The following is a 24,498-nucleotide window of genomic DNA, read 5'->3' as shown; positions in this document are numbered from 1 at the left end:
CCGCGCCCGATGGACGATGCGCTGGAAACCCGTACTCAACGCCTTCGCCATCACCTTCGGTGACCGCTGGCCGGCCGCCGAAACCTACTAACCGAACCGCCAGAAACACCGATCACGGGATAGACCCCAGTCCCGGACAACTTCGTCGATTTACCATGGGACGAACGATCGTTGTGCTCGGAGTTCCGATCCGACGGCATTGATCTCGGCAGGGGGATCGCCAACCCAGACTTCGGCCGCCGCTTCTACACGACACGTGATCCGGAGCAAGCAGCGGCACGAGCTAAGAGGGTCGTGAGAAAAAGAGGTGGAGTTCCCGAGGTTGTGCGTTTCAGGGTCCCTGTATCAGAATTGGAATCTTTGAGTACGCGAACTTTCGTGGAGGCGGACGATGCCTGGCGGAGCTTTACGCTGCATCATCGTTCGAGTAAGGATCTTCATGAATACGATGTTGTCGAGGGGCCCATGGTGGGTAACGTGGAGAATTTGAGACGCGGGGGTATAAGGCGGCCGTGGAGGAGTCAGGTGTCCTTCCATGCGTCGTTTGCCGCATCGGTATTGAACAGGTTCATCCAATGATGCAAAAATGTCCTTGGCGTAGCGAGCGCGGTCGTGAATACTATCCTTTGATAGTAAGTGTCATGGTCTCAGAATTCGGCATAACCGAAGAAGAGGCTACTGGTCGAATCAATGACCTCCTGGGTGATTGGGAAATGGATGATCCAGACTTCGAAAATGCATTGGGTCATCAAGATCCCGAATACTGGGCTTACGAGGTTTACTATGGGCACATCGATTTTTGGTGGAACCAGCCGGCAGAAAAATTAACGCCACGTCCTTGGAGTCCAACTTAGTGTTCGTTGGAACTATGATTGATGTGCGCCTTCCGGACGTGAGATAAGCAAACGGCAGAGCTGCGCGCCGATCGGACCGGGTCGCACCTCAACGAAACCCTGAAGGACTCAACCTGCCCCGCGGACGTTTCGTTCTCGCACGACCTCCACATGTGGGTCTGGCTGGCTGGATCGGGCTGGCCGCGTTGGCGGTGTTGCTGGCGGGGAGGTGCGCTAGATGGTCGACCCCGTATGGCCGGCGCGGCTGGCGACGTCGGCTTGCTCGGCCGGTACGGTCCGGGTACCAGCGTGGCCTGGTGCGTCGTCTCGGCCGTCTCTCCCGGATCACCGTGGAGCCAGTCGACACGGGCCTGACGCTGTCCGGACTCGCCCAGAATTTCGTCGCACAGATCGAGTACGGATCTTTACCCGGCGTCCACGAGGGGAGTCAGGTGCGCGGCGAAGGCCGCGTCGTCGGGGGTGGTGTAGGACGTGTGCTTGACACCCCGGTTGCCGGAGGGCACCACGATGGTGAGCTGGCAGTCGTCCACGGTGGGGGCGCCGTCGACGGTGAACTCCGCGACCGGGCGGCCGGTGCGTGCTTCGACGACGGTCACCGCGTAGCGGCCCTGGTAGGTGACGCGCGTGGAGCCGTCCTCGTACTCGCACGACCGGATCGCGGCGGGGGCGGCCTGGCCGATCAGGCGGCTGCACCCGACGAGCTGCACCTCGTCCGCAGGCGGCGGCCAGGCCTCCGCCGAGGTAAAGCCCTGCAGGTAGTCGGGGAAGCCGGACCCCTCGTACACGGCCACGGCGTGCGGCCCCGGGCCGGAGTAGGCGGGCGCTTGGCCGAACGCTTCGCCGCCCGTGCACAGCCGGGCCAGATCGGTGATCTCGCGCGGCCGCTCACCGAAGGCGAGTTCCAGCGCGAGCGGCACCGCGGTGAACCACACGACCAGACCCGACAGGGCCACCGCCAGCGCCCCGGCGGCCAGGCGTGGCGTTCGCCGCGGCGGGTACGGACGCCCCGAGCGGACGGTGCGCACCAGCTCGTCGCGGGCCCACACCCTCCCGATCGGCCGCGAGCCGGTGTTCCAGACGAGCCGCAGCCCCTCGGCGACCTCGACCTGCTCCCACCGCAACGCCTCGGGCTCCGCGCCGGGCACCCACACCACCAACCCGCGCTCGGCGGCGCCGAACCAGCACCGGCCGCCGGGCACCGGACCCCACCAGGTCCAGGCCGCCGTCGCCCACAGCAGCGCCGCGTAGCCGAGCACGATCCACCGCCAGGCCGTCGAGTCGTTGAGGACGAGGTAGAACGCCGCGATCCCGGCCGGGACGAGGCCGAGCACGCCCAGCATCGCGCCGGCGACCGGTTCCCGGAAGGTCCGGTGCACTCGAACAAGCCGTCCGAAGCCGGCGGCCTCGGCGTGCTCGGCCAGTACGCGGTTCGTCACCATGTGCCCCCTCATCCGGTTGTCCGGTTCATACCGGACGGCGAGGGCCGGGTGTACCGCCTGTCAGGTTGCGGTCAGTTCAGGCCGGATTCCGGTGCCAATCAGTCGGTGGCGGTGATCCACAGTTGGATCGCCAAAGCGAGGCCGATCACCGCGACCGTCAGGCGCAGCCCAGCAGCCGGCAGACGGCGGGCGATCCGTGGTCCCAGCGTCGAGCCGACGAACATGCCCAGGCCCAGGGCCGCCGCGGCCATCCCGGTATCGCTGGTGCAAAGCGGTAAGCCGGGGCTGCGCAAGTAACGTCAGCGAGCCGATGAGCACCAGGAACGGCACGACGTGAGCGAACACCCCGGTCGGTGCGGAGAGCAACAGCACCGCGCCCGCCGCGCCGCCGAGAGCGGACAGCGGGACCCAGCGACGCAGCCATGGTCCGTGGCCCGCCAGTTCGGGTTGAGAGACAAGAGCCGCGCCAGGCCAGCATGCCGCCCCGGCAACGAGGTTGGTGACGTTCGCCGACAGGGCGGGAAGCCCCGCCACGAGCAGAGCAGGGTAGGAGATCAACGAGGTGATGCCGCCTGCGCTGCCGACCAGTCCGGCGAGTACGCCGGAAGCGGTCAGAAACGCGCCGTCACCGAACCCGATCACGACGCTGGCCGCGCAGCCGAGCAGGTGTCCTGCAGCACGGTCCCCCTAACTTCGTGCCGGTTGCCCGAACGACATCTTCGGCTCTGCCCCAGGGGTGAGGTCAACGTAGGAGTACGGCGAAAACCCTGCGGCAGGAGGATTGAGCATCGCGCCGGTAGATGCCAGCTTCGACGTCGTGACTGCCGGGTCTGCCCTGCGCCGCGCACAGACAGGACCCCCGGCCGCGCCGTGATCGCCCGGCGGACCCGCGGCCCGCCACCTCCCGCGCCTTCCTTTCCTGGGACGACGACGCGAAAGGAGGTGATCACATGTCTAGTACCAGGTTTCGCCGGCCGCGTGGCGGGAGTTCCTCGCCCAGCACGGTGACGGCGGAGTCATCACGGCAACCGTGACGCGGGTGGTTCCGTTCGGCGCCATCGTCGAACTGCCGTCCGGCGTGCCAGGGCTGCTGCCCGGGCCCGTCCGGACCACGGAAGCCGAGCCCGGCGCACGGGTCAGCCGAGCACACCCTGCACCGCCACGGTTTCGGTGTACTCGCGCAGGCCCTCTTCGCCCAGTTCCCGGCCGATTCCGGACTGTCCGAAGCCTCCGAAGGGGGCGTCGAGGCTGAAGGACGGTCCGTTGACGTCCACCTGGCCCGTGCGCATCCGCGCGGCGAACGCCAGTGCCCGCTCGGGCTCACCCCACACCGCGCCGTGCAAGCCGTAGCGGGTGCCGTTCGCGATCCGCAGCGCCTCGTCCTCGTCCCGGTACGGCAGCACCACCAGCACCGGGCCGAACACCTCCTCCTGCGCGATCTCCCAGTCCTCCCCGGCACCCGCCACGACGACCGGCGACGTGAAATGCCCGCGCGGAGGCAGAACGCGCCCGTGCCCGATCACGCGCGCGCCGCGGGCCCGGGCACGTGCCACGAAGGACTCCACTCGATCCCGCTGCGCCGCGGACACCAGCGGGCCGTTCTCGGTGGCCGGGTCGTGGGGATCGCCGACGACCACCGCCGCCATCGCCTCGGCCGCGCACTCGACCGCGGCGTCGTGCTGCGCGGCCGGGACGAGCAGCCGCGTCCACGCGCTGCACGTCTGACCGGAGTTCAGCGTCGCCGAAGCGACGGTGGCCCGCACCGCCGTCACGAGATCCGCGCCGGGCAGCACGACGCTCGCCGACTTCCCGCCCAGCTCGAGGCACACCCGTTTCACCGACTCCGCCGCCCGCGCCATGACGGCCCGCCCGACCGTGGTCGACCCGGTGAACGACACGACGTCGACGCCGGGATGGGACGCCAGCGCCGCGCCGACGACCTGGCCGCGACCCAGCACGACGTTGACCACCCCGGGCGGCAGACCGGCTTCGGCGACGGCCTCGGCGAACAGGCACGTGCTCAGCGGTGTCAGCTCGGCCGGCTTCGCGACCACGGTGCAGCCCGCGGCCAGTGCCGGCGCGACCTTCGCGGCCAGCTGGTACAGCGGGTAGTTCCACGGCGTGATCGCGGCGACCACCCCGGCAGGCACCTCGTGCACGAGCGAAGCGCCCACCTCGCGGACCGGTGACCGGTGCGCGGCGAGATCCGCGTAGTACCGCACCACGTCGATCGCCACGTCCACCTGGGACTCCCGCGTCACCGTGACCGGGCAGCCGACCTCGGCGACCACCGTGGCGACCAGCACCACCCGCCGGTCCCGCAACCGGTCGGCGAGCGCGCCGAGCAGAGCCGCACGCTCGGCGTACCCGCGTGCGGCCCAGTCCGGGAACGCGCGCGCTGCCGCTGCCACCGCCCGCGCCACGTCCTGTTCGGTGCCGTCGGCGGCGTGCCCGACGACCTCCCCGGTCGCCGGGTCGGTCACCGGGATGGTGGCCGCCGGCCGGTGCCATTCGCCGTCGATGAACAAGTCAGCGCGCATCAGCGGCCTCCCCGGCACCGAGCTCGGGTCCGTAGACCTGCTTGCCGAGCCACTGTCCACCGTCGACGGTCAGGACCTCGCCGGTGATGTAGGCGGAGCCGTCACCGAGCAGGAACGCGGCCGTCCCGGCGATTTCGTCCGTCCCGGCCATGCGGCGCTGGGGCACGCTGGCCAGGACGCGGTCGCGGCTGGCCTGGTCGCCCCACAGCGCCGCTCCCGCGCCCGCGGTTTCCGTGGGGCCGGGCGCGAGGCAGTTCAACCGCACGCCGCGGCCGGCCCATTCGACGGCCAGGGTGCGGGTCATCGCGAGGACCCCGGCCTTGGCCGCGGCGCTGTGCACCGTGCCGGGGTGGCCGTGCCACGCGTAGCTGGCGATCACCGACAGCACGCTGCCGGACCGTTGTTCGAGCATGACGTCGGCGGCCGCCCGCGTGCAGTGGAACGTGCCGTTCAGCACGATGTCGATCACCGCTCGCCAGCCCCCTGCGCTGAGCCGCTCCCCGGGGCACACGAAGTTGCCCGCCGCGTTGTTGACGAGCGCGTCGATGCGGCCGAACCGGTCGCGCACCGCGGTCATCGCGGCGCTGACCTGGTCGAAGTCGCGCACGTCCACGGTCAGCGCGGTGGCGGTGCCGCCCGCGGCGCCGATGAGGTCCACCGTCTCGGCCAGCGGCTCGGCCCGCCTGCCGAGCACCGCGACGCTGCCACCGCCCGCGGCGTACCGGCGGGCGATGGCGCGGCCGATGCCGGATCCGCCACCGGTGACCACCGCGACGCGTCCCGCGAACTCGCTCATGCCGGTTCCTCCTCGCTGTGCCCGCGGAACACGAGCGCGTCGACGGCGAGCACACCGTCGGCGCTGGCCCGCAGGGGGTTGATCTCGCAGGTCGCGACCGGCATCCGGGACACGGCGGCGATCGCTCGCGCCAGCGCCGGGATGTCCACGCCGGGCGCGCCGCGCCAGCCGAGCAGCCGCGGATGACCGCGCAACCGGGCGAGCATGGCCGTGGCTTCGGCCTCGTCGACCGGGGCCAGTTCCAGCACCGTGTCGCGCCACAACTCGGCCTCGACGCCACCGGAGGAGACGACGACGACCCGCCCGAACACGGGGTCGTGACGCAGGCCCACGAGCACCTCGACCACCCCGGCCCGCTCGTCCATCCGCTCGACCACCACCGAGTCCAGGCCGAGCCGGGCGGTCAGGTCCCGGTGCGCGGCGGCCACCTCCCCGGCGGTGCGCAGCCCGAGCACGACGCCGCCCGCCTCGGTCTTGTGGTCGAGGTCCGCCTTGAGCACCGTGGCACCGGGCCAGCTCGCGGCCAGTGCCACGGCCTCGTCCGCCGACCGCGCGGTGCCGGCCTCCGGCACCGGTATCCCCGCCTCGCGCAGCATGTCGCGGGCCGCGAGGTAGGAACAACGCTCGCCTTCCCCGACCGGGTCCGGGGTGGGCACGTCCCGCGCTACCGCGCGCTCCCACCGCACGCACCCGGCGACCGCACGCAGGGTCGTCTCCACGTCGGCGAACACCGGGATCCCGCCGCGGACCAGCACGTCGACGGCCGGGCCGTCCTCGGCCATGCTGTGCACGACCACCGGAACCGTCCTCGCGAGCCGGGTCAGCCGGTGCGCGACCGCGCACTCGGCCTCCCGCAACCCCGGACTGTCCACTCCGAACCGTCCGAAGTAGCCGGTGAGCACGACCGCGCCCGCCTCGGGAGCGACCGCCTCCGCGACTGCCGCGTAGGACGACAGGTCCTGTTCCCCCGCACCGGCGAGGTCGACCGGGTTGCCGGGCACGGCCGGCAGGGTCTCGGCCAGCCGCGCTCGCGCACCGGACCCGAGCGGGGTGACCCGCAGGCCCGCCGCGGTGGCGACGTCCGCGGCGAGCGCTCCCTGCCCGCCCGAGTCGGAGACGATGACGATCCGGTCGCCGCGCGGGCGCACACCCGCGGCGAGGGTGTGCGCGAGCGCCGCCGCCTCCGCCGGGGTCCGCGCCCGCACCGCGCCGGCGGCGCGACAGGCCGCGTCGAGCACGTCCATGCTGCCGGTGAGCGCCCCGGTGTGGGAACGAGCCGCGGCGCTGCCTGCCGCGCTGTCACCGGCGGCCAGGACCACGAGCGGTTTGCCCGCCTCGCGCAACGCCCTGGCTGCGGACAGGAACCCGGCGGCATCCCGGACCCCTTCGAGGTAGCAGATCACCGCCGTGGTGCCCGGGTGCGCGGCGAGCCCGGCGAGCAGTTCCTCGGACGTGACGTCGGCCTGCACTCCGACCGAGGCGAACCGGGACACGCCCGACCCGTGCCGGTGCAACAGGTGCGCCAGCTCGGAGCCGACCTGGCCGCTCTGCGTGATGATCGCGACGGGCCCCGGCGCGAAGTGGCCCCACGCCAGTCGCAGCTCCTGCGCACTGTCCACAATGCCCAGTGAGCTGGGACCGAGCAGCCTGGCCCCCGCCGCGCGGGCGCGCCGCGCGAGGTCGCGGAGCAGCGCGGGCCCACCGGGCAGGCGCTGCACGCCGTCGGTGATGACGAGCACCGCGCGCGACCCGAGGTCGAGCGCGCCGGTCACGGTTTCCCCGACGGCGGTGGCCGGCACCACCACCGCCGTCAGGTCGACCGGCTCGCCCACCTCACGCAGGCTCCGGGCGGCGGGCACCCCGCACACGCGGCCACCGCGGTGGTTGACCAGGTGCACCGCGCGGCGGTCCCGCCCGCTCAACGCGCCGGAGGCGAGCCAGTAACCCCATTTCGCCGGGTTGTCGCTCGCCCCGACGACCGCGACCGAACGGGGCTGCCACAGGGCCGAGAGGTCGTCCGCCCCCGTGGCCGCCTGGCCGGCGACGGTGTCAGCGGCGGTCATCGAGGCTCCGGGAGATGATGAGCCGCTGGATGTCGGAGGTCCCTTCCTCGATCTCCTCGAGCTTGGCGTCGCGCATCCACTTCTCCACCAGGAACTCCCGCGAGTAGCCCCACCCGCCGAGCGTCTGCACCGCGGCCCAGGTGGCGAACATGGCGGTCTCGGAGGCGACGAGCTTGGCCATGGCCGACTCCCGGCCGGCGGGCAGCCCGGCGTCGATGCGCTTGGCCGCGCGCCACGTCATGAGCCGCGCGGACTCGACCCGGGTCGCCATGTCCGCGAGCCGGAAGGCGACCGCCTGGTGTTCGATGATCGGCTTGCCGAACTGGCGGCGCTGGCGCGCGTACTCGGTGGCGTACTCGGTGGCGGCGCGCGCGACACCGGTCGCCGCCGCGGCGAGGATCGTGCGCGACCGGTCGAAGGTGTGCATCAGGCCGCGGAACCCGTCACCCTCGGCGCCGAGCCGGTCCCGTTCGGGCACCTCCACCTCGTCCAGCACGAGCTCGGCGTTGATCAGCGCCCGCTGGCCCATCTTCTTCCACGGCTCGGACACGGTGAACCCGGGAGTGTCGCGGTGCAGGACGAACGCCGTCACCCCACGGGACCGCAGCGCCGGGTCGACGGTGGCGAACACGATGTAGTACTCGGAGGCACCGGCGTTGGAGATCCACGCCTTCCGTCCGGAAAGGACGTACCGGTCGCCCTTGCGGACGGCGCGGGTGGTCAGGCTGGCCGCGTCCGAGCCGGTGTCGGGCTCGGTCACCGCGAGGGAGGTCATCGGCGGGCGCGGCGCCCCCAGCGGGGTGAGGTAGCGCTCCCGCTGCTCGCCGGTGCCCAGCTCCAGGATCGGGTGGGCGAAGAACCCGTTGGCGGTCAACAGGTTCCCGATGGCGAGGTCACCCGTGCACAGCTCCTCCTGAACGAGGCACTGCGTGAACACGTCGGTGAAACCGCCGCCCCCGTAGGCCTCCGGGAGCATGAACGAGGTGAGGCCGACCTTCGCGGCCGAATACCAGATGTCCCACGGGACTTCGGTGTCGGCCTCGTCGACCTCGCGCGCGATGGGCCGGATCTCCTGTTCGGCGAAGCGGCGGCACAGGTCGAGGATGTGGTTCTGCTCGTCGGTCAGGGCGACGAGTTCGGTGGGTAGGCGCAAGGGGAGCTCCTCGGAAACGGGGAGGGAATGGGCGAGCACGTGGCCCGGCCCTCAGGCTAATAAATAACTGGCTCGTCAGTCAATAATGCGGACGGGTCGATGCCCGGCCCGGATCGTGCGGGCTTGGGTTACCGGGGCAGGATGACGCGGTCGATGAACGACTGGCAGGTCGTGCGCATCCGCGCCAGGGTCATGTTCCGCGACCCGGCCAGCACCTGGAGCGCCAGCCCGTCCAGCACCGCGACCAGCAGGTTCGCGAGCTCGACCGCGTCGGCGTCACCGATCTGGCCTGCCGCCTGCCCGTCCCGGACGATGCCGGCGATGAGCCGCCGCCACTCGCCGTAGGCACGCTCGTTGAGGTCCTGCAGGTCCGGGTCGTGGATGGCCTCGACCCACAGTTCGGCCCAGACGTGCCAGGACTCGACGGTCTCGTCGTCGGCGGGCAGGTAGGCGTCGACCAGGGCCCGCAGCTTGCTGACGGCGTCGGTGTCGGACTCCAGGATGGCGGTGCGGCGGGCGAACGAACGGGCCACGTTCTGCTCGAACGCGGCGCGCACCAGGTCGCGCTTGTTGGTGAAGTAGTAGTGCAGGATGCCCGAGGACAACCCCGCGACCTTCGCCACGTCGGCGAGCCGCAGCGCGCGGAACCCCTGCTCGGCGATGACGTGGCACGCCGCCTGCAGGATCTGCTCACGCCGTTCCGCTTCGACGTTGGGCCGCGGCATGCGTACTCCTTCTTCGCCCGGTGGCAGCGCGACCCAGTGTAGTGGAATTGATTCACGCATCAGTCAGTTGATCCGCCGGCGCGTACCCGGCCATGGCCCGGCGCCGCACGATCAGCACGGTCAGGACGTAGTGCAGGACCCCGGAGACGACGACCGCGGGCAGCGACGCGGTCAGGTACCGGAACGGCCCGGCCGGCTCGTAGGTCACCGGGTTGAGCAGCAGCGCGTAGGTGACCGCACCCGCCGCGACCGCGACGAAGGCGGCGGGGTTGAACCCGCGCCAGAAGCCGTAGCAGGACTCCCGGTTGGGCAGGTACAGGTCCCGCACGCGCAACCGCGCGTGCCGCAGCACGAAGTAGTCGACGACCTGGACCGAACACAGTGGAGCGACCAGGATCGCTCCCCAGGAGACGAACCGCGAGTAGTTGTCGTAGACCGCGGCGGGGAAGAACACGAGAACCGCGGCCGGCGCGAGGATCCCGGCGGCCATCAGCGCCCACGGCACGCGGCGCAGCAGCCGCCCGCCGCCGCCCTTGAGCGCGACCAGCGACGAGTAGCCCTGCGCCACGACGCTGGTGATGTTGGCGAAACCGACGAACGCGAGGGCGAGCACGCCGAGCGCGGCACCACCGAGCGGCACCATCCACATGGTCGGGTCCTCGGAGGCGAGCGCCAGCGCGGCGAAGGCGCCGACGACCGCGGCCAGCACCGAGGTGAAGAACAACCCCACCATGTTGGGCCAGAACGCCGCGCGGGAGGTGCGCGTCAGGCGCGCGAGGTTGCCGACGTTGGGCCACCACGCGAACCCGCCCGCGATGTTGAGTTCGACGGCGAGCACGAAGTCCAGGTGCGCGTCGCCCGAGGACGCCAGCGGCGGGATCGCGGCCAGTTCCGACCACGAGGTCTGCGTGAAGATCAGCACGAGCATGCCGGTCGTGACGATCACCAGCCCGGGCGCGACGATCCGGTTCACCCACTCCACCGACACCGGGCCGCGGGCGAGCACGAGCCAGGACACCAGCACCGCCACGAGCGCGATCAGGCTGACCACGATGCCCGAGCTGTCGATGTCGGCCGAGAACACCTGCTCGGCGACGTTGCCCAGCGCGTGCCCGCACATGATCGCGAGCACCGCCGCCCACGCCGCCGCGAGCAGCGTCGACATGGTGATCATCAGCAGCCGGGCGCCACCGGAGCCGAACACGCTGCGCAGCGCCGTGAACTGCTCGATACCGTACTTCGCGCAGGGCAGGCACGGCGCGAGCGCGACCAGCAGCACGCTGATCCCGTAGCCGACGACGATACTGGCGATCCCGGCCTCGGCGCCCACGTAGAGGGCGACCGCGCCGCCCTGCAGGAACGCCCACGTGGCGATCGACAGGCCCACGTTCACCGAGGAATAGCCCCAGAAACCCCACAGCCGTTCGCGCCGCAGCAGGGGCAGTTCGTTGAGGGTGGCGTCGGTGCCGGCGGACTCCGTGCCGCCGGTCCTGGCGGGTGCGCTCATGCCGGGTACCCCCACCAGATCAGCAGCACGCTCACCACGGCGAGCACGACGGCGGCCAGCACGACGTCGCGCCACGGCAGGTCGGGCAGGTAGGTCTCGTCGCTGTCGGGACTTTCGAGCAGGGCGAGCCGGTGTTCCAGCTCGGCTTCGAAGGAGGACTCGGGCACGGCGGGGACTCCTCATAGTTGATTGGCGGATTAGTTATGGGAGTGTGTGATCTGGTCCACATGCCTGTCAAGAGCCAATGAGCGGCAAGGTCGAGGCCGTGCCGGGCCAGGAGGGGCGGGAAGATAGTTGACTGGCGAATCAGGAAACTTCACGATGGGGGCATGACCGTCGCCGCTCTGCCCTCCCGGGTCCCCGTCGTCGTCGTGGGTGCCGGGTACGCGGGCCTGTCCGCCGCGCTGACCCTGCACGACGCCGGGGTGCCCGCCCTGGTCCTGGAAGCCGCCGACCGCGTCGGCGGCCGGATCCTCTCGCAGCCCACGTCGTCCGGCGTGGTCGTGGACCACGGCGGCCAGTGGGTCGGGCCGACCCAGCGGCACCTGCTCGGCTGGGCGGAACGGTTCGGCTGCGCCACCTTCCCGACGTGGGAGACCGGCGCCCACCTGGAGCTGTGGCACGACGGTGCGCTGCACCGCTACACCGGGGACGGACCGGACGGCGCGCCCGGCCTCGCCGAGTACGCGGCCGCGACGGCGAGGCTGGACGAACTGGCCAGCCGGGTGGACACCGGCGATCCCGGCGCCGGTCCCGACGCCGCGGCGTGGGACGCCGAGACCGTGGAGACGTACCTGTCGCGGGAGGTCGCGTGCCCGGACGCGCGGCGCAGGCTGGCGCTGGCGGTGCAGGGCGTGTGGGCCGTGGAGCCGCGCGAGATCTCCCTGCTGCACCTGCTGTTCTACATCGCCAGCGCGGGTGGGTTCGACCAGCTGATGCAGACCCGGGACGCCGCGCAGGACGCGCGGTTCGTGGCGGGGGCGCAGGCACCGGCGCTGGCCGCGGCCCGGCGGCTGGGGGGCGCCGTCGTCCTGGGGACACCGGTCGAGTCGGTCGACCAGGACGGTGACCGGGTGCTGGTGCACACCGCGCGCGGAACCGTCCACACCGGACGGGTGGTGGTGGCGACACCGCCACCGGCGACCGCCGCGATCCGGTTCCGGCCGGGGCTGCCGACGGCCAGGGCGCGCTGGGTGCAGCGCAGCGTGATGGGCGATGTGGCGAAGGTGCACGCCGTGTACGCGGAGCCGTTCTGGCGGGACGAGGGCCTGTCCGGCATCGCGTCGCTGTACGGGGAGGACGCGGTGGGGGTGGTGTTCGACAACTCGCCACCGGACGCCGGGCCCGGGGTGCTGGTGGGCTTCGTCTACGGCGACCGCCTGCGCGCCTGGTCCACACTGGACGGAGCGGCCAGGCGGGCGGCGGTGCTGGCCACGCTGACGCGGTTGTTCGGGCCACGCGCCGGGGAACCGGTGGAGTACGTGGAGAAGATCTGGCCGGAGGATCCGTGGGCCCAGGGCGGGTACGCGGCCAACCCCACGCCCGGCGCGTGGATCGCCCACGGCAGCTCCGGCTGGCGGCGCCCGTGCGGCCGGATCCACTGGGCCGGGACCGAAACCGCCGACCGCTGGAACGGCTACATCGACGGCGCGATCTCCTCGGGCGTGCGGGCAGCCGGAGAAATCCTCGCGGCGGAGCGCACTGCCGCCGCCGAGGTCGGCTGCCTCGGGTCCTGAACCGGTTCGACCAGCAGCACTCCCAGCGCCTGCTGCGCTGCATTACGTCAAGGTTCCGCGACAGTCGCGCAGGGACGTCACGGTGCGGCGGCTGACAACAGCCGCAGCGCGGCCTCCGTCGTGCTGTCCTTGGCCGGGGTGAGGGTGACCAGCCGCTGCCGGGTGTCCCCGGGCAGCTCGAAGTTCTCGTAGTGGAAGGTCAGCACCCCGGCGCCGGGATGCCGGAAGCTCTTCGTCCCGAACGCCCGCAGTTCCACGTCCCCCGTGTGCCACCACCGCCGGAACTCCTCGCTCCGTGCGGACAATTCGGCCACCAGCGCGGCGAGATCCTCGTCATGGGGATGCCGGCCGACCGCCAATCGCAGCTGTGCGGCCGTCGCCGCGGCCACTTCTTCCCACTCCACGTAGCGGTCCCGGGCCGCCGGGTCCAGGAACAGTGTGCGCGCGAGGTTCCGCGCCTCGCCGAACAGCCGGTGCGCGAGCGCGTTGGCGGCCAGCACGTCGAACCGGTCGTTGATCACCAGCGCGGGCACCAGATCGATCAGGTCGAGCATGCGCCGCAGCTGGGGCCGCACCGATTCGGCCGCGCGGGTGCCGTGCCGGGGTGGGCGGGCCAGGGCGCGCAGGTGATCGCGCTCCACGGCGTCCAGGCGGAGCGTGTCGGCGATGGCGTTCAGCACCTCGTCGGATGGATGGCTGGCCCGCCCCTGCTCCAGCCGCTGGTAGTACTCCACGCTGATCCCGGCCAGCTGCGCGAGCTCCTCCCTGCGCAGGCCAGGCACACGCCGCCGGCTGCCGGGGCGCAGCCCCACGCTCTCCGGAGTGACCCGCGCGCGCCGCGACTGGAGGAACTCACCCAACCGGACCTCTGCCATGCCGCCAGTATGCCTTCGCAGCCTGGCCCTGCCAGTACCCGTACAACCAGGGGTCTGGGTCGTGCCGGCCCCGCCCGGCACGCTCCGAACATGACCGAGCGCTTCCAGCGCGGGCTGGCCCGCCAGCAGGAGATCGGCGGAGCCGGTCCGCGGCGACGGGCCTACGACGCGCTCGCCGACGTCGCCCCGGACCTCAGCCGGCTCGCCGTCGAATTCGCCTACGGGGACATCCACTCCCGCCCCGGCCTCGACGCCGGGCAACGGGAGCTGGTCATCCTGGGCGCGCTGATCGCGACCGGGGGTGTCGAGCCCCAGCTGGAGGCGCACATCGGCTCCGCGCTCGGCGCCGGCCTCACGCCGCGCGCCGTGGTGGAAGCGGTCATGCAGGCGATCCCGTACGCCGGGTTCCCCCGTGTGTTCGCGGCCATGGCGATCGTCCGTCGCGTCTTCGCCGAGCGCAATCTGTTGCCCCTGCAATGATCATTGGAGAAGAGACCGTGAGCACCGCCCAGGACCGCGCCGACGTCATCGACACCTGCACCCGGATGATGTGGCTGGTCGACATCCGCGATTGGGACAGCTTCACCGAGGTCTTCGCCGACCGGGTGACCCTCGACTACACCAGCATCTACGGCGGCGAGCCCTGGACGCAGACCCCGGACGAGGTCAAGGCCCAGTGGTCGGCCCTGCTCGGCGCCTTCGACGCCACGCAACACCTGCTCGGCAACCACCTCGTGACCGTGGACGGGGACAGCGCGGTGCTCACCGCCGTGTTCCAGGCCACCCACCTGCTGGCCACCACGTTCGGCTCACCGCGCTGGACCCTCGGCGGCACCTACCGCTTCGGGCTGGTCCGGGTGAACGGCCGGTGGCTGATCAACGAGGTCGTGATGACGGCGACCTGGGCCGACGGGAACAAGGACATCCTCACCATCACCGCCGGCCGCCAGTGACTCCAGCTTGACACCTGTCAGATTAAGCCTAATCTGACAGGTGTCAGCCCGGAGAGGAGCGACCATGGCCAGGTCCACATCGGACATCCAGATTCCCGGGCTCGCCGGCAAGCTCGCGGTGGTCACCGGAGCCAGTGACGGCGTCGGCCTGGGGCTGGCGGCCCGGCTCGCCGCCGCGGGCGCTGAAGTGGTCATGCCCGTCCGCAACCGGCGCAAGGGCGAGGCCGCGATCGCGAAGATCCGCCGCCGGTACCCGGACGCCGAACTCTCGCTGCGGGACCTGGACCTGTCCTCGCTGGCTTCCGTCGCCGCGCTGGCCGGCCGGCTCACCGAGGAGGGGCGGCCGATCCACCTCCTGGTCAACAACGCCGGCGTGATGACCCCGCCCGACCGGCAGACCACCGCGGACGGGTTCGAGCTGCAGTTCGGCACCAACCACCTCGGGCATTTCGCCCTGGTGGCCCGGCTGCTGCCGCTCCTGCGCGCGGGGAACGCCCGGGTCACTTCGCAGATCAGCATCGCCGCCGGCCGGCATTCCATCAACTGGGAAGACCTCCACTGGGAGCGCAAGTACCACGGCAACCGGGCCTACAGCCAGTCGAAGATCGCGTTCGGGCTGTTCGGCCTCGAGCTGGAGCGGCGCAGCCGGGACAGCGGCTGGGGCATCACGAGCAACCTGTCCCACCCCGGCGTGACACCCACGAACCTGCTCGCCGCGCGCCCGGAGGTCGGCCGTGACCGCGACACCGCGCTGGTGCGGGTGATCCGTGCGCTGTCCGCGCGCGGCATCCTGTTCGGCACGGTCGAGACCGCGCTGCTGCCCGCCCTCCACGCCGCGACGTCACCCGCTGCCGAAGGCGGCCGCCTCTACGGGCCCAGCGGTTTCCGCCACCTCTCCGGCCCGCCGGCCGAACAGGAGCTGTACTCGCGCCTGCGCAGCGCCGATGACGCTCGCCGCATCTGGGCGATTTCCGAAGAACTGACCGGCCTGCGGTTCCCGGCCGCGCGGACCCTCGCCTGACAGTTCAGCGCGGGGGACGGCCGAGCAAGCCGTCCGCGATCAGGTCCGCGAGCTCGCGCGCGGTGCGGGTCTGGCTTTCCCGCGTGACCCGCTGGGGGCGGCCGAGCCGGTGGGCGAGCGGGAGCTGCACCAGGGCGGCGACCGGGCTGATCACGGCGAAGAAGAGCACGTCCATGGGCACGGTGGGCATCCGGCCGGCCGCCATCAGCCGGTCGACGGCCGGAACCAGCGGCTCCAGCGTCGGCGCCAGGTACTTCTCGTAGAGGTAGTCCAGGCGTTCGGACTCGCGGCTGAACTCGTCCGCCAGCAGCCGGCCGAGCAGCGGCGCCTCGACCGCGGACTGGTAGAAGTGCCTGATCACGGCGCGAACCCGCTCGGCGTCGTCGACGTCGGCTTCGACGAGCCGCCGGCGTTCCCGCTGGTCGCGTTCGAGCAGCGAATCCACCACGGCCCGCCAGAAGCCGGCCTTGGATCCGTAGCGGTCGTTGATGAAGTTGTGGCTGACGCCGAGGCGCCTCGCCAGCTCCCTGGCCGAGGCCCGGTCGTAGCCGAGCTCGGCGAAGGCTTCCATCCCCCGCCGGAGGATTTCGGCCTCGGTGGGGACCGGGGGTGTGCCCGCCCCGGGACGGCCTCGTCCACGCACCGCGCCGGTCACCGGCTCGTCCCCCGTTCTCTCCGGCCACCCTGACGACTGTCAGAATACGCCCGTCAGGCGGCGCAGCGGTTCCGCGGCCGCGATTCCCCAACTCACACTCGAAAGTGGTCCTCCCACCCGCGACATACCGGCTGGGCAGTGCCGTCTCCCCTCCAGACGATCCCGGGCAGGAGGAGCAGGGGGCAGCATGAACTGGCGCAGCCGGATACGCGTGGCGAACGGCCTTGCCGTGGCCCGGTGCTACCGCCGCACGGTGTGCGACTGCGGGCGCCGGCAGCGCAGGCTGTGGGTGTTCGGCACGCCGCTCCACGACGAAACCGGCGCCACCCGGCCGCGGCGTGACATCCGGCGCGCGCTGCGGGCGGAAATGCGGGCGTGGCAGCCGGACCGGACGTGTGATCGGTGCGCCCGCCGTGATCCTCCACAATGGATCGGCTGCGGGGGAACCGGACGGGCCCGCGGCGCGTCCACGGGGTGACCCGCCCACACCGGAAAGGACCTCCGATGGCCCAGCCGTATCCCGCGCCCGCTCCGCGTCGCCGATGGCCGCTCGTGATGGTCGCGCTGGTCGTGGGACTGGTGGTCGGCGCGGGAGCCGTGGGGCTCGTCTGGATCGGGTCCGGCCCGGATGCCGCCGGATCCGACGCCGAGGCCGCTTGTGCCGCCGTGGCACGCACCACGGCGCTCGATCCGCAGACGCAGTACGCCGGGTTCCAGCGCTGGGGTGCGGCGGCGCAGCTCGCGGCCGCGGCGGCCGAGCAGGAACCGCGCTACCGGACGCTCGCCGACGCGTTGCAGGCCCCGGTCGACATCGTGATGCGGTCGTTCGCCGCGGCGGGGCCGGAGTTCGACGCGGCGGCGGCCCGGGCCAGGTCCGCCTGCGCGGATCTCCAGGGGTAGCTCGATGCGGTGATGAGCGCGTCGTTCCGCGGCGGGCGGGTATCGGGATGCCATGCGTGCCTCGGTGTTCCTCGCCGTTCTGGCGATCGCCCTCGTGCCGGCCACCGCTGCCGCGCAAGGGGTTTCCCCGTTCGACGGCCGGGACTGCCCGCGGGGCAGCCTGTGCCTGTACCGCGACCACGGCTTCACCGGCGGCGGCCTGGCCCTGCAGCCGGGGGACCGGGTCGGCGACCTCGGCACCCACGACCTCGCCGACGTGGTCTCGTCGTGGACCAACGACAGCGGCGTCACCTGCACCTGGTACGAGAGCCCGGATTTCTACGGCAGGGCGCACGAGATGCTCGACGGCTTCCGCGTCGAGCTGCCCGCGCCGGAGGACGACACGCCCTCGTCGGTCGCCTGCGCCTGACGCCCGGGTGAACAACTGCCGAACAGCTCGGACGACCCTGATCTTCCGGGCCGCGCTCGCACAAGATGGATGTCTCGTCCTGTGTCCCCAGCGCGGAGGCCCGGTTGTCCAACTTTCCCTGGGAGATCGTCCTCGCGGTGCTGGCGCTCGTGGTGCCGGTGTTCGCGTTTCTGTGGGAGTTCGTGTTCGTCGGGCGCAAACGGCTCGGCTACCGCGTGCAGGTGGACACGACCGCGCGGCAGGAGGTCGCCGCGGAGAACGCGGGCGCGCTGCAACGCCTGGACGACAAGGACGGCAAGGCGCTGACCGACCCGTCGTTCGTGCTGGTGCGCATCGAGAACACGGGCACCACGAACATCGACAGCCACGACTACGCCGTCCTGGGCAACGTCCAGGCCGGCGTGAAGATCAACTTCCCGGACCGCCGCGTCGCCGGGATGGTGGTGACCGAGCTGAGCGACGAGTTCCTGCGGGAGAACTTCGGCGAGAACTCCGGTCTGGGCGTGGACAACATCGTCGACGGTGACGGGCGCCACGTCGGGGTCATCCAGCTGCCCAAGGTGCCGCTGAACCAGGGGCAGCACTACAAGGTCCTCGCGGTGCTCGACCGGGCCGGGCCGAAGGTGAAGAAGTGCCCGGACCCCGAGGTGATCGCCGGAATCAAAGGCGGCGTGCGCAACGGCGCGATCCGGGAGACCAAGAGCCGCACCGGAATTCCGCGCTGGCTGACCGTGCTGGTGTACCTGCTGGTCTCGATCGCGCTGGCCGAGCCGTTCGTCATCAGGCTGGCGACCGCGGATCCGCCGCCGCTGGACTGCGCCAGGGGCACCCTGACCATCACCGGTTCCACCGCGTTCGCGCCGGTCGTGCAGGAGGCGGCCGCGGCGTACGCGAACACCTGCCGCGAGGCGAGGTTCGCCATCGAGATGGCGGGCAGCTCGGCCGGTCTGGACCGGCTCAACCAGCAGCGCGGCGCGGACATGCTCGCGTTCTCCGACGGCGTGAAGGGCAACCGGTCGCCGCAGTTGCTGCCGCGGCCGATCGCGTTTCTGTTGTTCACCGTCGTCGTCCACCCGGACGCCGGGGTGCGGGACCTGACCCTGGCGCAGCTGCGCGACGTCTTCGCCGGGCGGGTCCGCAACTGGCGGGAGCTGGGCGGCGCGGACCAGGAGGTGCGGATCGTCGACCGGGAAGCGCTTTCCGGCACGCGGACGACGTTCGAGCAGCAGGTGCTCGGCGCGATCGAGCCGGGGGAGAACTCCAACGACTGCGTCGAACCGAAGGCGCCGGCCCCGGCGACCGACGTGGTCCGCTGCCGCCGCAACGACACCCGCTCGCTGCTCGACGCGGTGGCCGGTACTCCCGGCGCGATCGGTTACAGCGAACTGGGCGCCGCGGCGAGCCGCCCGGATGTGGCAACGGTCTGGATCGACGGCCAGAGCGCGACGCTGGAGGCCGCCGACCACGGCGCCTACCCGTTCTGGCAGACCGAGTACGCCTACACCTACGGCGAGCCGAAGGCCGACTCGCTCGCGGCGAGCTTCCTGCGCTACCTGACGAACCAGGTGGGGGCCGACATCGTCCGCTCCCACGGCGACCGGCCGTGCGCCGAGCTGGCGAACCCGGTGCTGTGCCGACCGCAGAGGTGATGGGGTGGCAGCGCGGCCCGGCGGGAGGTGGGCCGTGGTGGCGGTTTCCGCCACGACCCGTGTTGCGCGGGCCGGCGGGCGGTGGGCCGTGGCGTTGGTTTTGTCCGGGCGGCGTGGTGGGTTGTGCCGCCCGGAAGGGGCGGACTCGGGTGAGTGGGTGCCGCTGCGCGTGTCACCTGACCTGCCGGCCGCGGCGCGGGCTCCCGGGCCGAGGCTCCACACCGGGTGCCCGTGCCACACGGCACCGGCGCCGGGCAGGGCGGCCTCGATCAGGCCGATCAGCCGTTCGGCGATCTCGCGCTGGACGGTCCAGCCAGGCCAACTTCGGCATTCGGCAACGCGTCAGGATGCGGCCTTCCTCTACCGTCAACAACCCAATGCTCCCTACAGCTCGCTGTCCGGATCACCCACCGACCGTGGTGGTCTCGCGCCGGGTGCGTCGCGTGGTGATTCGCTGCCAGGCCGTGGTGACCTCCTCGGCCAGGCGGCACGGTGAGGTGTCCATCGGCAGCCGCACCAGGGCCTGCGCCGCGTAGCATTGTCCGTCCACATCGGACACCGTCAGGTCCTCGGGCGCGGGCAGCATCTCCTCCAGCACCAGGCCGTCGACGGCCGGATCCGCCAGCAGGCGGTCGAACACCCGCAGCGTGGCGACGCTGTCCAGGTCGACCGGCCGGGACCGGTGCCCGTGCCGGGCGAACACCCACCGCGGCGCGCCGGTCGCCAGCCGCAGGTTCGCCAGCGCCCGGAGCTGTGCGAACCGGTCCCCCCACGGGTCCGGCAGCAGGTCGCGGCCGGCGAACACGGTCGCCGGCGCGATCACCAGGTCCGGGTCCAGCAGCAGGCGCGGGGTGCGGGCGCGGCCGGGGAAGGCCGCGCGCGGATCGCCGAACGCGCGCGGCACCGTGAGCCGCCGGACCGGGGAGGCGGCGGTGAGCAGCGAGACCACCACGTCCCACGGCGGCGGTGGCCGTCGCGTCGCGTGGTGGACCGGCCACAGCACCCGGCCCGCGCGGTCCTCGGCGATCACCCCGCGCGCGTCGCGGCGCAGCGTGATCTCGCCCAGCGGCAGGTAGCGGCGCATCCCGGCGGGATCGTCCACATAGGTCGCCGGATCGGCGTCTCCGGTCCAGCTCCGCGTGTAGCGCGGGCGGCGCACCGCGTTGGCGTCCCGGCTCCCCTGCGGCGGCACGAGGATCTCGACGGGCTCGGCGCCGCACCGGGCCGCTGTCTCGGTCAGGAACGCGCGGTAGGCGCTCACCTGGGGCACCTCGCCGTGCAGGCCCTGCAACGCGGCGGCGAACCGCGCGTCCACCACGCCCGCCGGGGTGACGCCCTCCAGTACGGCCCGGCCCGCCGCCAGCGGGCGGAGCAGGCAGTCCACCGGCCACGGCGCGGGCCGCGCCGGTGGTGCGCCCAGGTAGTCCAGCACGGCGGGGCCGAGTTCGATCTCGCTTTCGTCGGCGTGCCGGGCCATCCACTCGCACAGCCGCTGGTAGATCGTGCGCGGCCGCGGTTCCGGCCACGCCGAGCCGGGCCGGAACGGCTCGGCGGAGTCCAGCGCCCGCGCGACGATCTCGGACACCGGCCGCGGCTCGGGCCCGACGAGTTCGAGCGCGGGGTGCGACCGTCGGTCGCCGAGCACCGCGGCGAGGCGTCCCGCGTGCGCGATCAGCTCGGGCAGCCGCGACGGCACCGGGACGCCGCCGTGCGCGCGGCGGTAGACGTCGGTGGCCCCGGGCCCGGGCTCGGCCGTGACCCGCCAGCGGTGCAGCTGTCCGGTGGGCGCGGACGACACCTGTACGAGCCCCAGCTGCGCCAGGTGCCGCAAGAACTCGCGCAGCACCGGCTTGCGCCGCGCGTCCGGGGAGAGCAGCGTGACCACCTCCCGGGTGCGCATCGCCCGCGAGCCCAGCACCCGGCACAACGCGTCCACCACCGGGGTCCGCCGGACCTCGCCCGGCCCGTCGCGGCCGGCGACGTGCCAGCACAGCCGGTCGCCTTCGGTCCACCGCAGCGGGGTCAGGCTCAGCCACGCCTCCGGCAGCACCGGGGCGGCGGTCAGCCTGCGGCGGTCCTGGTGGATGTTGGTGAGCCGGTGCACCGCGTGGTCGCCGACGGTCAGCGGTCCGGGGCCGGTCCCGGCGAGCGCGACGTGCGCCAGCCAGCCGCGCGAGGTGGTCTCGAACGCGGCCCGGAACAGCAGCCGCAGCAGGTGGTCGGCGCGTTTGCGCAGGGGTTTGCTCGTCCACGGCTCGCCCGCGGCGAGCCGGGCGCGGATGTCCTCGACGACGCCGGGGGCGGTGGCGGTGATCACCCGGGCCGCCGCGGGATCACCGGCGATGAGGTCCCACACCAGGCCGTGGTGCATCCGTTCGGTCTGCTCGACGGCGTCGCGCAGCGCGGCGGTTTCGGCGGCCAGCGCGGCGCCCCATTCGGCGATCCGGGCCAGCGGCCGGAAATCCAGGTCCCCGGGCCGGACGAACTCGCCGCGGTGCAGCCGCCGCCGGACGTCGAGCGCCTGCCGCCGCAGATCCCGCGGCAGGGCCGGGACCAGCTCCTCGCCGATGCGTCCGGCGACCTCCGCGGCGCACACGCGGTAGGCGGTCTCGGCGCGGATCAGGTGACGCATCCGTTCGGTCAGATCGGGCGTGCCGAGCGCGGCGGGCAGCGCCGCGGGCAGGCCCGCGATCCGGACCAGGGCGGGATCAGCCGGCACCGCCACCTCGCCTCCCGAAAGCAATTCCCGAAACGGTTTCCGGAATGCGGAAATCCGTATTCAGTCTGTGCCGGGAGGCGGGTGGCGGAAAGTGCGGGACCGGCTTTTCCCCGGGTCGAACGACCCCTGAACGTGGTGGTACGCCGGGAATCAGCGATTCCGCCAGACCGGCTTCCGTTTCTGCGCGAAGGCCGCCGGTCCCTCGAACGCGTCCTGGCTGACGAGGAGTTCGTCGAGCGCGGGTGAGGGATACCGGACGGCTTCGACGGTGTCCGCGATCGCGTCCGCCTCCGCCATGATCCGCAGCGAAGTCCGCACCGCGGTCGGCGAACCCTCGAGGATCGCGGCGGCCAGCTCCCGCGCGACCGTCAGCGCCTGCCCGGCCGGGGCGACCCGGCTGACCAGGCCGTAGGACTCGGCCTCCGCGGCGGACAGGCGCCGTCCGGTGAGGATCACGTCGTTGGCGACCTTCGGCGGCACCGCGCGCGGCAGCCGCACCAGGCCACCCGCGGCGGCGACCAGGCCGACCCGGACCTCGGGCAGGCCGAACTGCGCGCTCTCGTCGGCGACCACGAGGTGGCAGGCGAGGGCGATCTCGCAGCCGCCGCCGAGCGCGAACCCGTTGACCGCCGCGATCACCGGCTTGGGCAGGGACTCGCGGCTGGTCAGCCCGCCGAACCCGGTCTTGGGCACCCACATCGGCTTGCCGCTGGCCGAGTACACCAGGTCGTTGCCCGCGGAGAACGCCTTGTCACCGGCGCCGGTGATGATCGCGACCCACAGGTCCGGGTCGGCGAAGTAGGCGTCGAACACCTCCGCCAGCTCGGCGTTGGCCGGCGGGTGCAGGCTGTTGCGCGAGTCCGGGCGGTTGATGGTGACCTCCAGCAGGTGCCCGTCGCGGCGGACCAGCACGTGCTCGTAGTCGTCGCGGAAACCGGGTGCGCGCGGCGGGAACAGCTCGTCCATCCGCTCGGCCGTCAGCGTCACGCGGTTGCCGAACCCGAACGAGCGCACGTGGATCTTGCCGCCGATCGGTTCGCCCTCCAGCAGGCGGCCGATCGTCTCCTCGTCCTTGGTGGAGGCGAGGAAGCGTCGGCCGTCGTCGAGCCGCCCGACCACCACGGCGGTGCCCGTGGCGTGCTGGACGGTGTAGGTCTCCAGCGTCGCCCAGCCGTCCGGGTGCACCGTGGTCGGCACGGCCGGGCGGGCGTCCAGCTCGGCCTGCGGTTCCGCGCTGCGGCTCGGTCGCCACGGCGCGGGCGTGGTCGAGTAGACCCCGGCGGAGTACTTGGACAGCATGCCGCCGTTGGCGCCGACCAGGCCGAACGCGCCCGGCCGCGCGCGCAGGCGCACGACGGTCTCGGCGATCGCGTGGGTCGAGTAGTTGTTGCCCGGGCCGCCGAAGAACGGCAGGCCGCCGGTGACGGTGAGGCCGCGCGGGTCGTCCGGGGCGAGGCCGAGCCCGTCGCACACGGCGAACACGGCGATCGGGAAGCAGCTGTAGAGGTCGAGCGTGGCCAGGTCACCGACGCCGATGCCGGCGACCTCCAGCGCGTGCCGCACCGCCAGCACCGCGGCGGGGGAGCCGCTGAGGTCCTCGCGCTCCAGCAGCGGCTGTTCCTCCAGATCGGCGTGGCCGTGCAGGAAGACCCACTTCTCCTCGGGCACCCCGAGCCGGCGCGCGGCGCCCACGGACATCATCAGCACCGCGGCGCCCTGGTTGACCTGCTCGCGGGCGACCAGGAAGCGGGTGTAGGGGTCGGCGATCGGGCGGTTGCGTTCGGACGGCGTCGCCAGCTCGCGCGCGTCGCGCTCGACGCGCTCGGCGGGGTGTGGGTTCGCGGCGGCGACCTTGGTGAACGGCGCGAACAGCTCGCCCATCGCCAGCGCGTACGCCTCGCGGGACAGGCCGAGCCGCGCGCGGCGGGCGTTGTCGAACAGCGCGTACTGGCTGGTCGGCTCGATCAGGCCGTGCGCCAGCATCTGCCGGTTGGCCAGGCCCTTCAGCCCGAACCCGCGGTCCTCCAGGTCGCCGTCGACGTGCTCGGTGAAGTCCGGCCTGTCGTCGGCCTGCTGGAGGTGCCGGACCGTGGAGATGGCCTCCGCGCCCGTGATGAGCGCGACCTCGGCCCCGCCCGCGGCGATCGTCCCGGCCAGCTCGGTGACCAGGTGCTGGGGCGACTGGCCGCCGGTGACCTCCAGGACGGCGCGGGCGGGCGCGGCGCCGATCCGGTTCGCGACCGAGCGCGGGAAGTTGTCCGACCGGCCCAGCGGGGAGTGGGAGATCGGCGTGGAGATCTCGAACTGCCGGATGCCGGCGACGGTGTCGACGGCCTTCGCGACCGCACCCGGGTCGGCGCCGGTGTCGGCGAGGGCGTCCCGGGCCGCCGCGGCCGCGAGTTCGACCGCGGACAGCCCGCGGTAGCCGGGATCGTCGATGCGCTCGGACGCCTGGCCGACGCCGACGAGGACCGGCGTCCGGTGATCGAGAGAGGTCATACCGC

General features: G+C 72.4%; 22 protein-coding genes and 2 pseudogenes. 10 read left to right on the top strand and 14 right to left on the bottom strand.

Going from position 1 to position 24,498, the window contains the following annotated elements:
• Window positions 1-171: 171 nt before the first annotated feature.
• Together D0D28_RS37675 and D0D28_RS35720 are read left to right on the top strand one after the other, a co-directional pair.
• Window positions 172-579 carry a DUF3990 domain-containing protein gene (locus D0D28_RS37675; protein ID WP_116111465.1) on the top strand — a complete coding sequence of 136 codons (408 nt, stop codon included), beginning with the start codon at window positions 172-174 and terminating at the stop codon, window positions 577-579.
• A complete protein-coding gene (locus tag D0D28_RS35720; protein ID WP_162831113.1) occupies window positions 513-854 on the top strand; it encodes a hypothetical protein in 342 nt (113 codons plus the stop codon). The genes D0D28_RS37675 and D0D28_RS35720 overlap by 67 nt, the downstream gene beginning before the upstream one ends.
• 404 nt (window positions 855-1,258) lie before the next feature.
• On the opposite strand, the gene D0D28_RS18850 is transcribed toward D0D28_RS35720, so the two are convergent.
• The 3 genes and pseudogenes from D0D28_RS18850 to D0D28_RS36865 all read right to left on the bottom strand — a co-directional run.
• On the bottom strand, window positions 1,259-2,293 hold the full coding sequence (locus tag D0D28_RS18850; protein ID WP_116111464.1) for a hypothetical protein: 1,035 nt from the start codon (window positions 2,291-2,293) through the stop codon (window positions 1,259-1,261).
• A gap of 98 nt (window positions 2,294-2,391) precedes the next feature.
• Window positions 2,392-2,544, bottom strand: coding sequence for a hypothetical protein (locus tag D0D28_RS36870; protein WP_240323265.1), 153 nt, complete (start codon window positions 2,542-2,544; stop codon window positions 2,392-2,394).
• 64 nt (window positions 2,545-2,608) lie between these two features.
• Window positions 2,609-2,935, bottom strand: a pseudogene (locus D0D28_RS36865) (sulfite exporter TauE/SafE family protein); the annotation flags it as partial.
• Between the two features lie 370 nt (window positions 2,936-3,305).
• On the opposite strand from D0D28_RS36865, the pseudogene D0D28_RS37375 reads away from it, so the two are divergent.
• Window positions 3,306-3,545 (top strand): annotated as a pseudogene (locus D0D28_RS37375) (hypothetical protein); the annotation flags it as partial.
• Here the strand turns inward: D0D28_RS37375 and D0D28_RS18835 are convergent.
• The 7 genes from D0D28_RS18835 to D0D28_RS36205 form a co-directional block, all read right to left on the bottom strand.
• Complete coding sequence (locus D0D28_RS18835; protein ID WP_116111463.1) at window positions 3,430-4,833, bottom strand: aldehyde dehydrogenase family protein; 1,404 nt, start codon at window positions 4,831-4,833, stop codon at window positions 3,430-3,432. The pseudogene D0D28_RS37375 and the gene D0D28_RS18835 sit on opposite strands and share 116 nt — an antisense overlap.
• Window positions 4,823-5,629, bottom strand: coding sequence for an SDR family oxidoreductase (locus D0D28_RS18830; RefSeq protein WP_094006685.1), 807 nt, complete (start codon window positions 5,627-5,629; stop codon window positions 4,823-4,825). The genes D0D28_RS18835 and D0D28_RS18830 overlap by 11 nt, the downstream gene beginning before the upstream one ends.
• A complete protein-coding gene (locus tag D0D28_RS18825) occupies window positions 5,626-7,692 on the bottom strand; it encodes an acetate--CoA ligase family protein (protein ID WP_116111462.1) in 2,067 nt (688 codons plus the stop codon). The genes D0D28_RS18830 and D0D28_RS18825 overlap by 4 nt, the downstream gene beginning before the upstream one ends.
• Window positions 7,679-8,845: an acyl-CoA dehydrogenase family protein gene (locus D0D28_RS18820; protein ID WP_116111461.1), complete on the bottom strand. Its 1,167-nt coding sequence runs from the start codon at window positions 8,843-8,845 to the stop codon at window positions 7,679-7,681. Before D0D28_RS18820 ends, D0D28_RS18825 begins: the two co-directional genes overlap by 14 nt.
• 128 nt (window positions 8,846-8,973) lie before the next feature.
• On the bottom strand, window positions 8,974-9,570 hold the full coding sequence (locus tag D0D28_RS18815; RefSeq protein WP_094006682.1) for a TetR/AcrR family transcriptional regulator: 597 nt from the start codon (window positions 9,568-9,570) through the stop codon (window positions 8,974-8,976).
• 52 nt (window positions 9,571-9,622) lie between these two features.
• Complete coding sequence (locus D0D28_RS18810; RefSeq protein ID WP_116111460.1) at window positions 9,623-11,077, bottom strand: cytosine permease; 1,455 nt, start codon at window positions 11,075-11,077, stop codon at window positions 9,623-9,625.
• Entirely contained in the window at window positions 11,074-11,244 is a 171-nt protein-coding gene (locus D0D28_RS36205; RefSeq protein WP_167481575.1) for a hypothetical protein, read from the bottom strand. The genes D0D28_RS18810 and D0D28_RS36205 overlap by 4 nt, the downstream gene beginning before the upstream one ends.
• Before the next feature lie 162 nt (window positions 11,245-11,406).
• Here D0D28_RS36205 and D0D28_RS18805 point away from each other — a divergent pair, with 162 nt between their 5' ends.
• Window positions 11,407-12,813 (top strand): flavin monoamine oxidase family protein, encoded by a 1,407-nt coding sequence (locus D0D28_RS18805; protein WP_116111459.1) that lies wholly within the window; start codon window positions 11,407-11,409, stop codon window positions 12,811-12,813.
• 77 nt (window positions 12,814-12,890) lie between these two features.
• Here the strand turns inward: D0D28_RS18805 and D0D28_RS18800 are convergent, their stop codons facing one another.
• Window positions 12,891-13,688, bottom strand: a complete 798-nt coding sequence (locus D0D28_RS18800; protein ID WP_094006679.1) for a helix-turn-helix domain-containing protein — start codon at window positions 13,686-13,688, stop codon at window positions 12,891-12,893.
• Window positions 13,689-13,778: 90 nt separating this feature from the next.
• Here D0D28_RS18800 and D0D28_RS18795 point away from each other — a divergent pair, with 90 nt between their 5' ends.
• From D0D28_RS18795 to D0D28_RS18785, 3 genes are all read left to right on the top strand, one after another.
• Entirely contained in the window at window positions 13,779-14,168 is a 390-nt protein-coding gene (locus D0D28_RS18795) for a carboxymuconolactone decarboxylase family protein (protein ID WP_094006678.1), read from the top strand.
• Between the two features lie 17 nt (window positions 14,169-14,185).
• Window positions 14,186-14,641 carry a nuclear transport factor 2 family protein gene (locus tag D0D28_RS18790; RefSeq protein WP_205413298.1) on the top strand — a complete coding sequence of 152 codons (456 nt, stop codon included), beginning with the start codon at window positions 14,186-14,188 and terminating at the stop codon, window positions 14,639-14,641.
• A 64-nt stretch (window positions 14,642-14,705) separates the two neighbouring features.
• Complete coding sequence (locus D0D28_RS18785) at window positions 14,706-15,662, top strand: SDR family oxidoreductase (RefSeq protein WP_116111457.1); 957 nt, start codon at window positions 14,706-14,708, stop codon at window positions 15,660-15,662.
• Between the two features lie 4 nt (window positions 15,663-15,666).
• Here the strand turns inward: D0D28_RS18785 and D0D28_RS18780 are convergent, their stop codons facing one another.
• Window positions 15,667-16,317, bottom strand: a complete 651-nt coding sequence (locus D0D28_RS18780; protein ID WP_205413297.1) for a TetR/AcrR family transcriptional regulator — start codon at window positions 16,315-16,317, stop codon at window positions 15,667-15,669.
• A 504-nt stretch (window positions 16,318-16,821) separates the two neighbouring features.
• On the opposite strand from D0D28_RS18780, the gene D0D28_RS18770 reads away from it, so the two are divergent.
• The 3 genes from D0D28_RS18770 to D0D28_RS18760 all read left to right on the top strand — a co-directional run bounded on the left by D0D28_RS18770 (window position 16,822) and on the right by D0D28_RS18760 (window position 19,275).
• Window positions 16,822-17,217, top strand: a complete 396-nt coding sequence (locus tag D0D28_RS18770) for a hypothetical protein (protein ID WP_116111456.1) — start codon at window positions 16,822-16,824, stop codon at window positions 17,215-17,217.
• 52 nt (window positions 17,218-17,269) lie between these two features.
• Window positions 17,270-17,626, top strand: coding sequence for a peptidase inhibitor family I36 protein (locus tag D0D28_RS18765; protein WP_116111455.1), 357 nt, complete (start codon window positions 17,270-17,272; stop codon window positions 17,624-17,626).
• 104 nt (window positions 17,627-17,730) lie between these two features.
• On the top strand, window positions 17,731-19,275 hold the full coding sequence (locus D0D28_RS18760) for a substrate-binding domain-containing protein (RefSeq protein ID WP_116111454.1): 1,545 nt from the start codon (window positions 17,731-17,733) through the stop codon (window positions 19,273-19,275).
• Window positions 19,276-19,678: 403 nt separating this feature from the next.
• Here the strand turns inward: D0D28_RS18760 and D0D28_RS18750 are convergent, their stop codons facing one another.
• Complete coding sequence (locus D0D28_RS18750; RefSeq protein ID WP_240323264.1) at window positions 19,679-21,994, bottom strand: hypothetical protein; 2,316 nt, start codon at window positions 21,992-21,994, stop codon at window positions 19,679-19,681.
• A 150-nt stretch (window positions 21,995-22,144) separates the two neighbouring features.
• Window positions 22,145-24,493 (bottom strand): acetyl-CoA acetyltransferase, encoded by a 2,349-nt coding sequence (locus D0D28_RS18745; protein WP_116111453.1) that lies wholly within the window; start codon window positions 24,491-24,493, stop codon window positions 22,145-22,147.
• Window positions 24,494-24,498: the final 5 nt, after the last annotated feature.

Source organism: Amycolatopsis ruanii, from assembly GCF_003385175.1.
Classification (GTDB): Bacteria; Actinomycetota; Actinomycetes; order Mycobacteriales; family Pseudonocardiaceae; genus Amycolatopsis_E; species Amycolatopsis_E thermalba.
The sequence above is the reverse complement of the archived record's forward strand: the minus strand, read 5'-3'. Positions and strand labels throughout refer to the sequence as shown.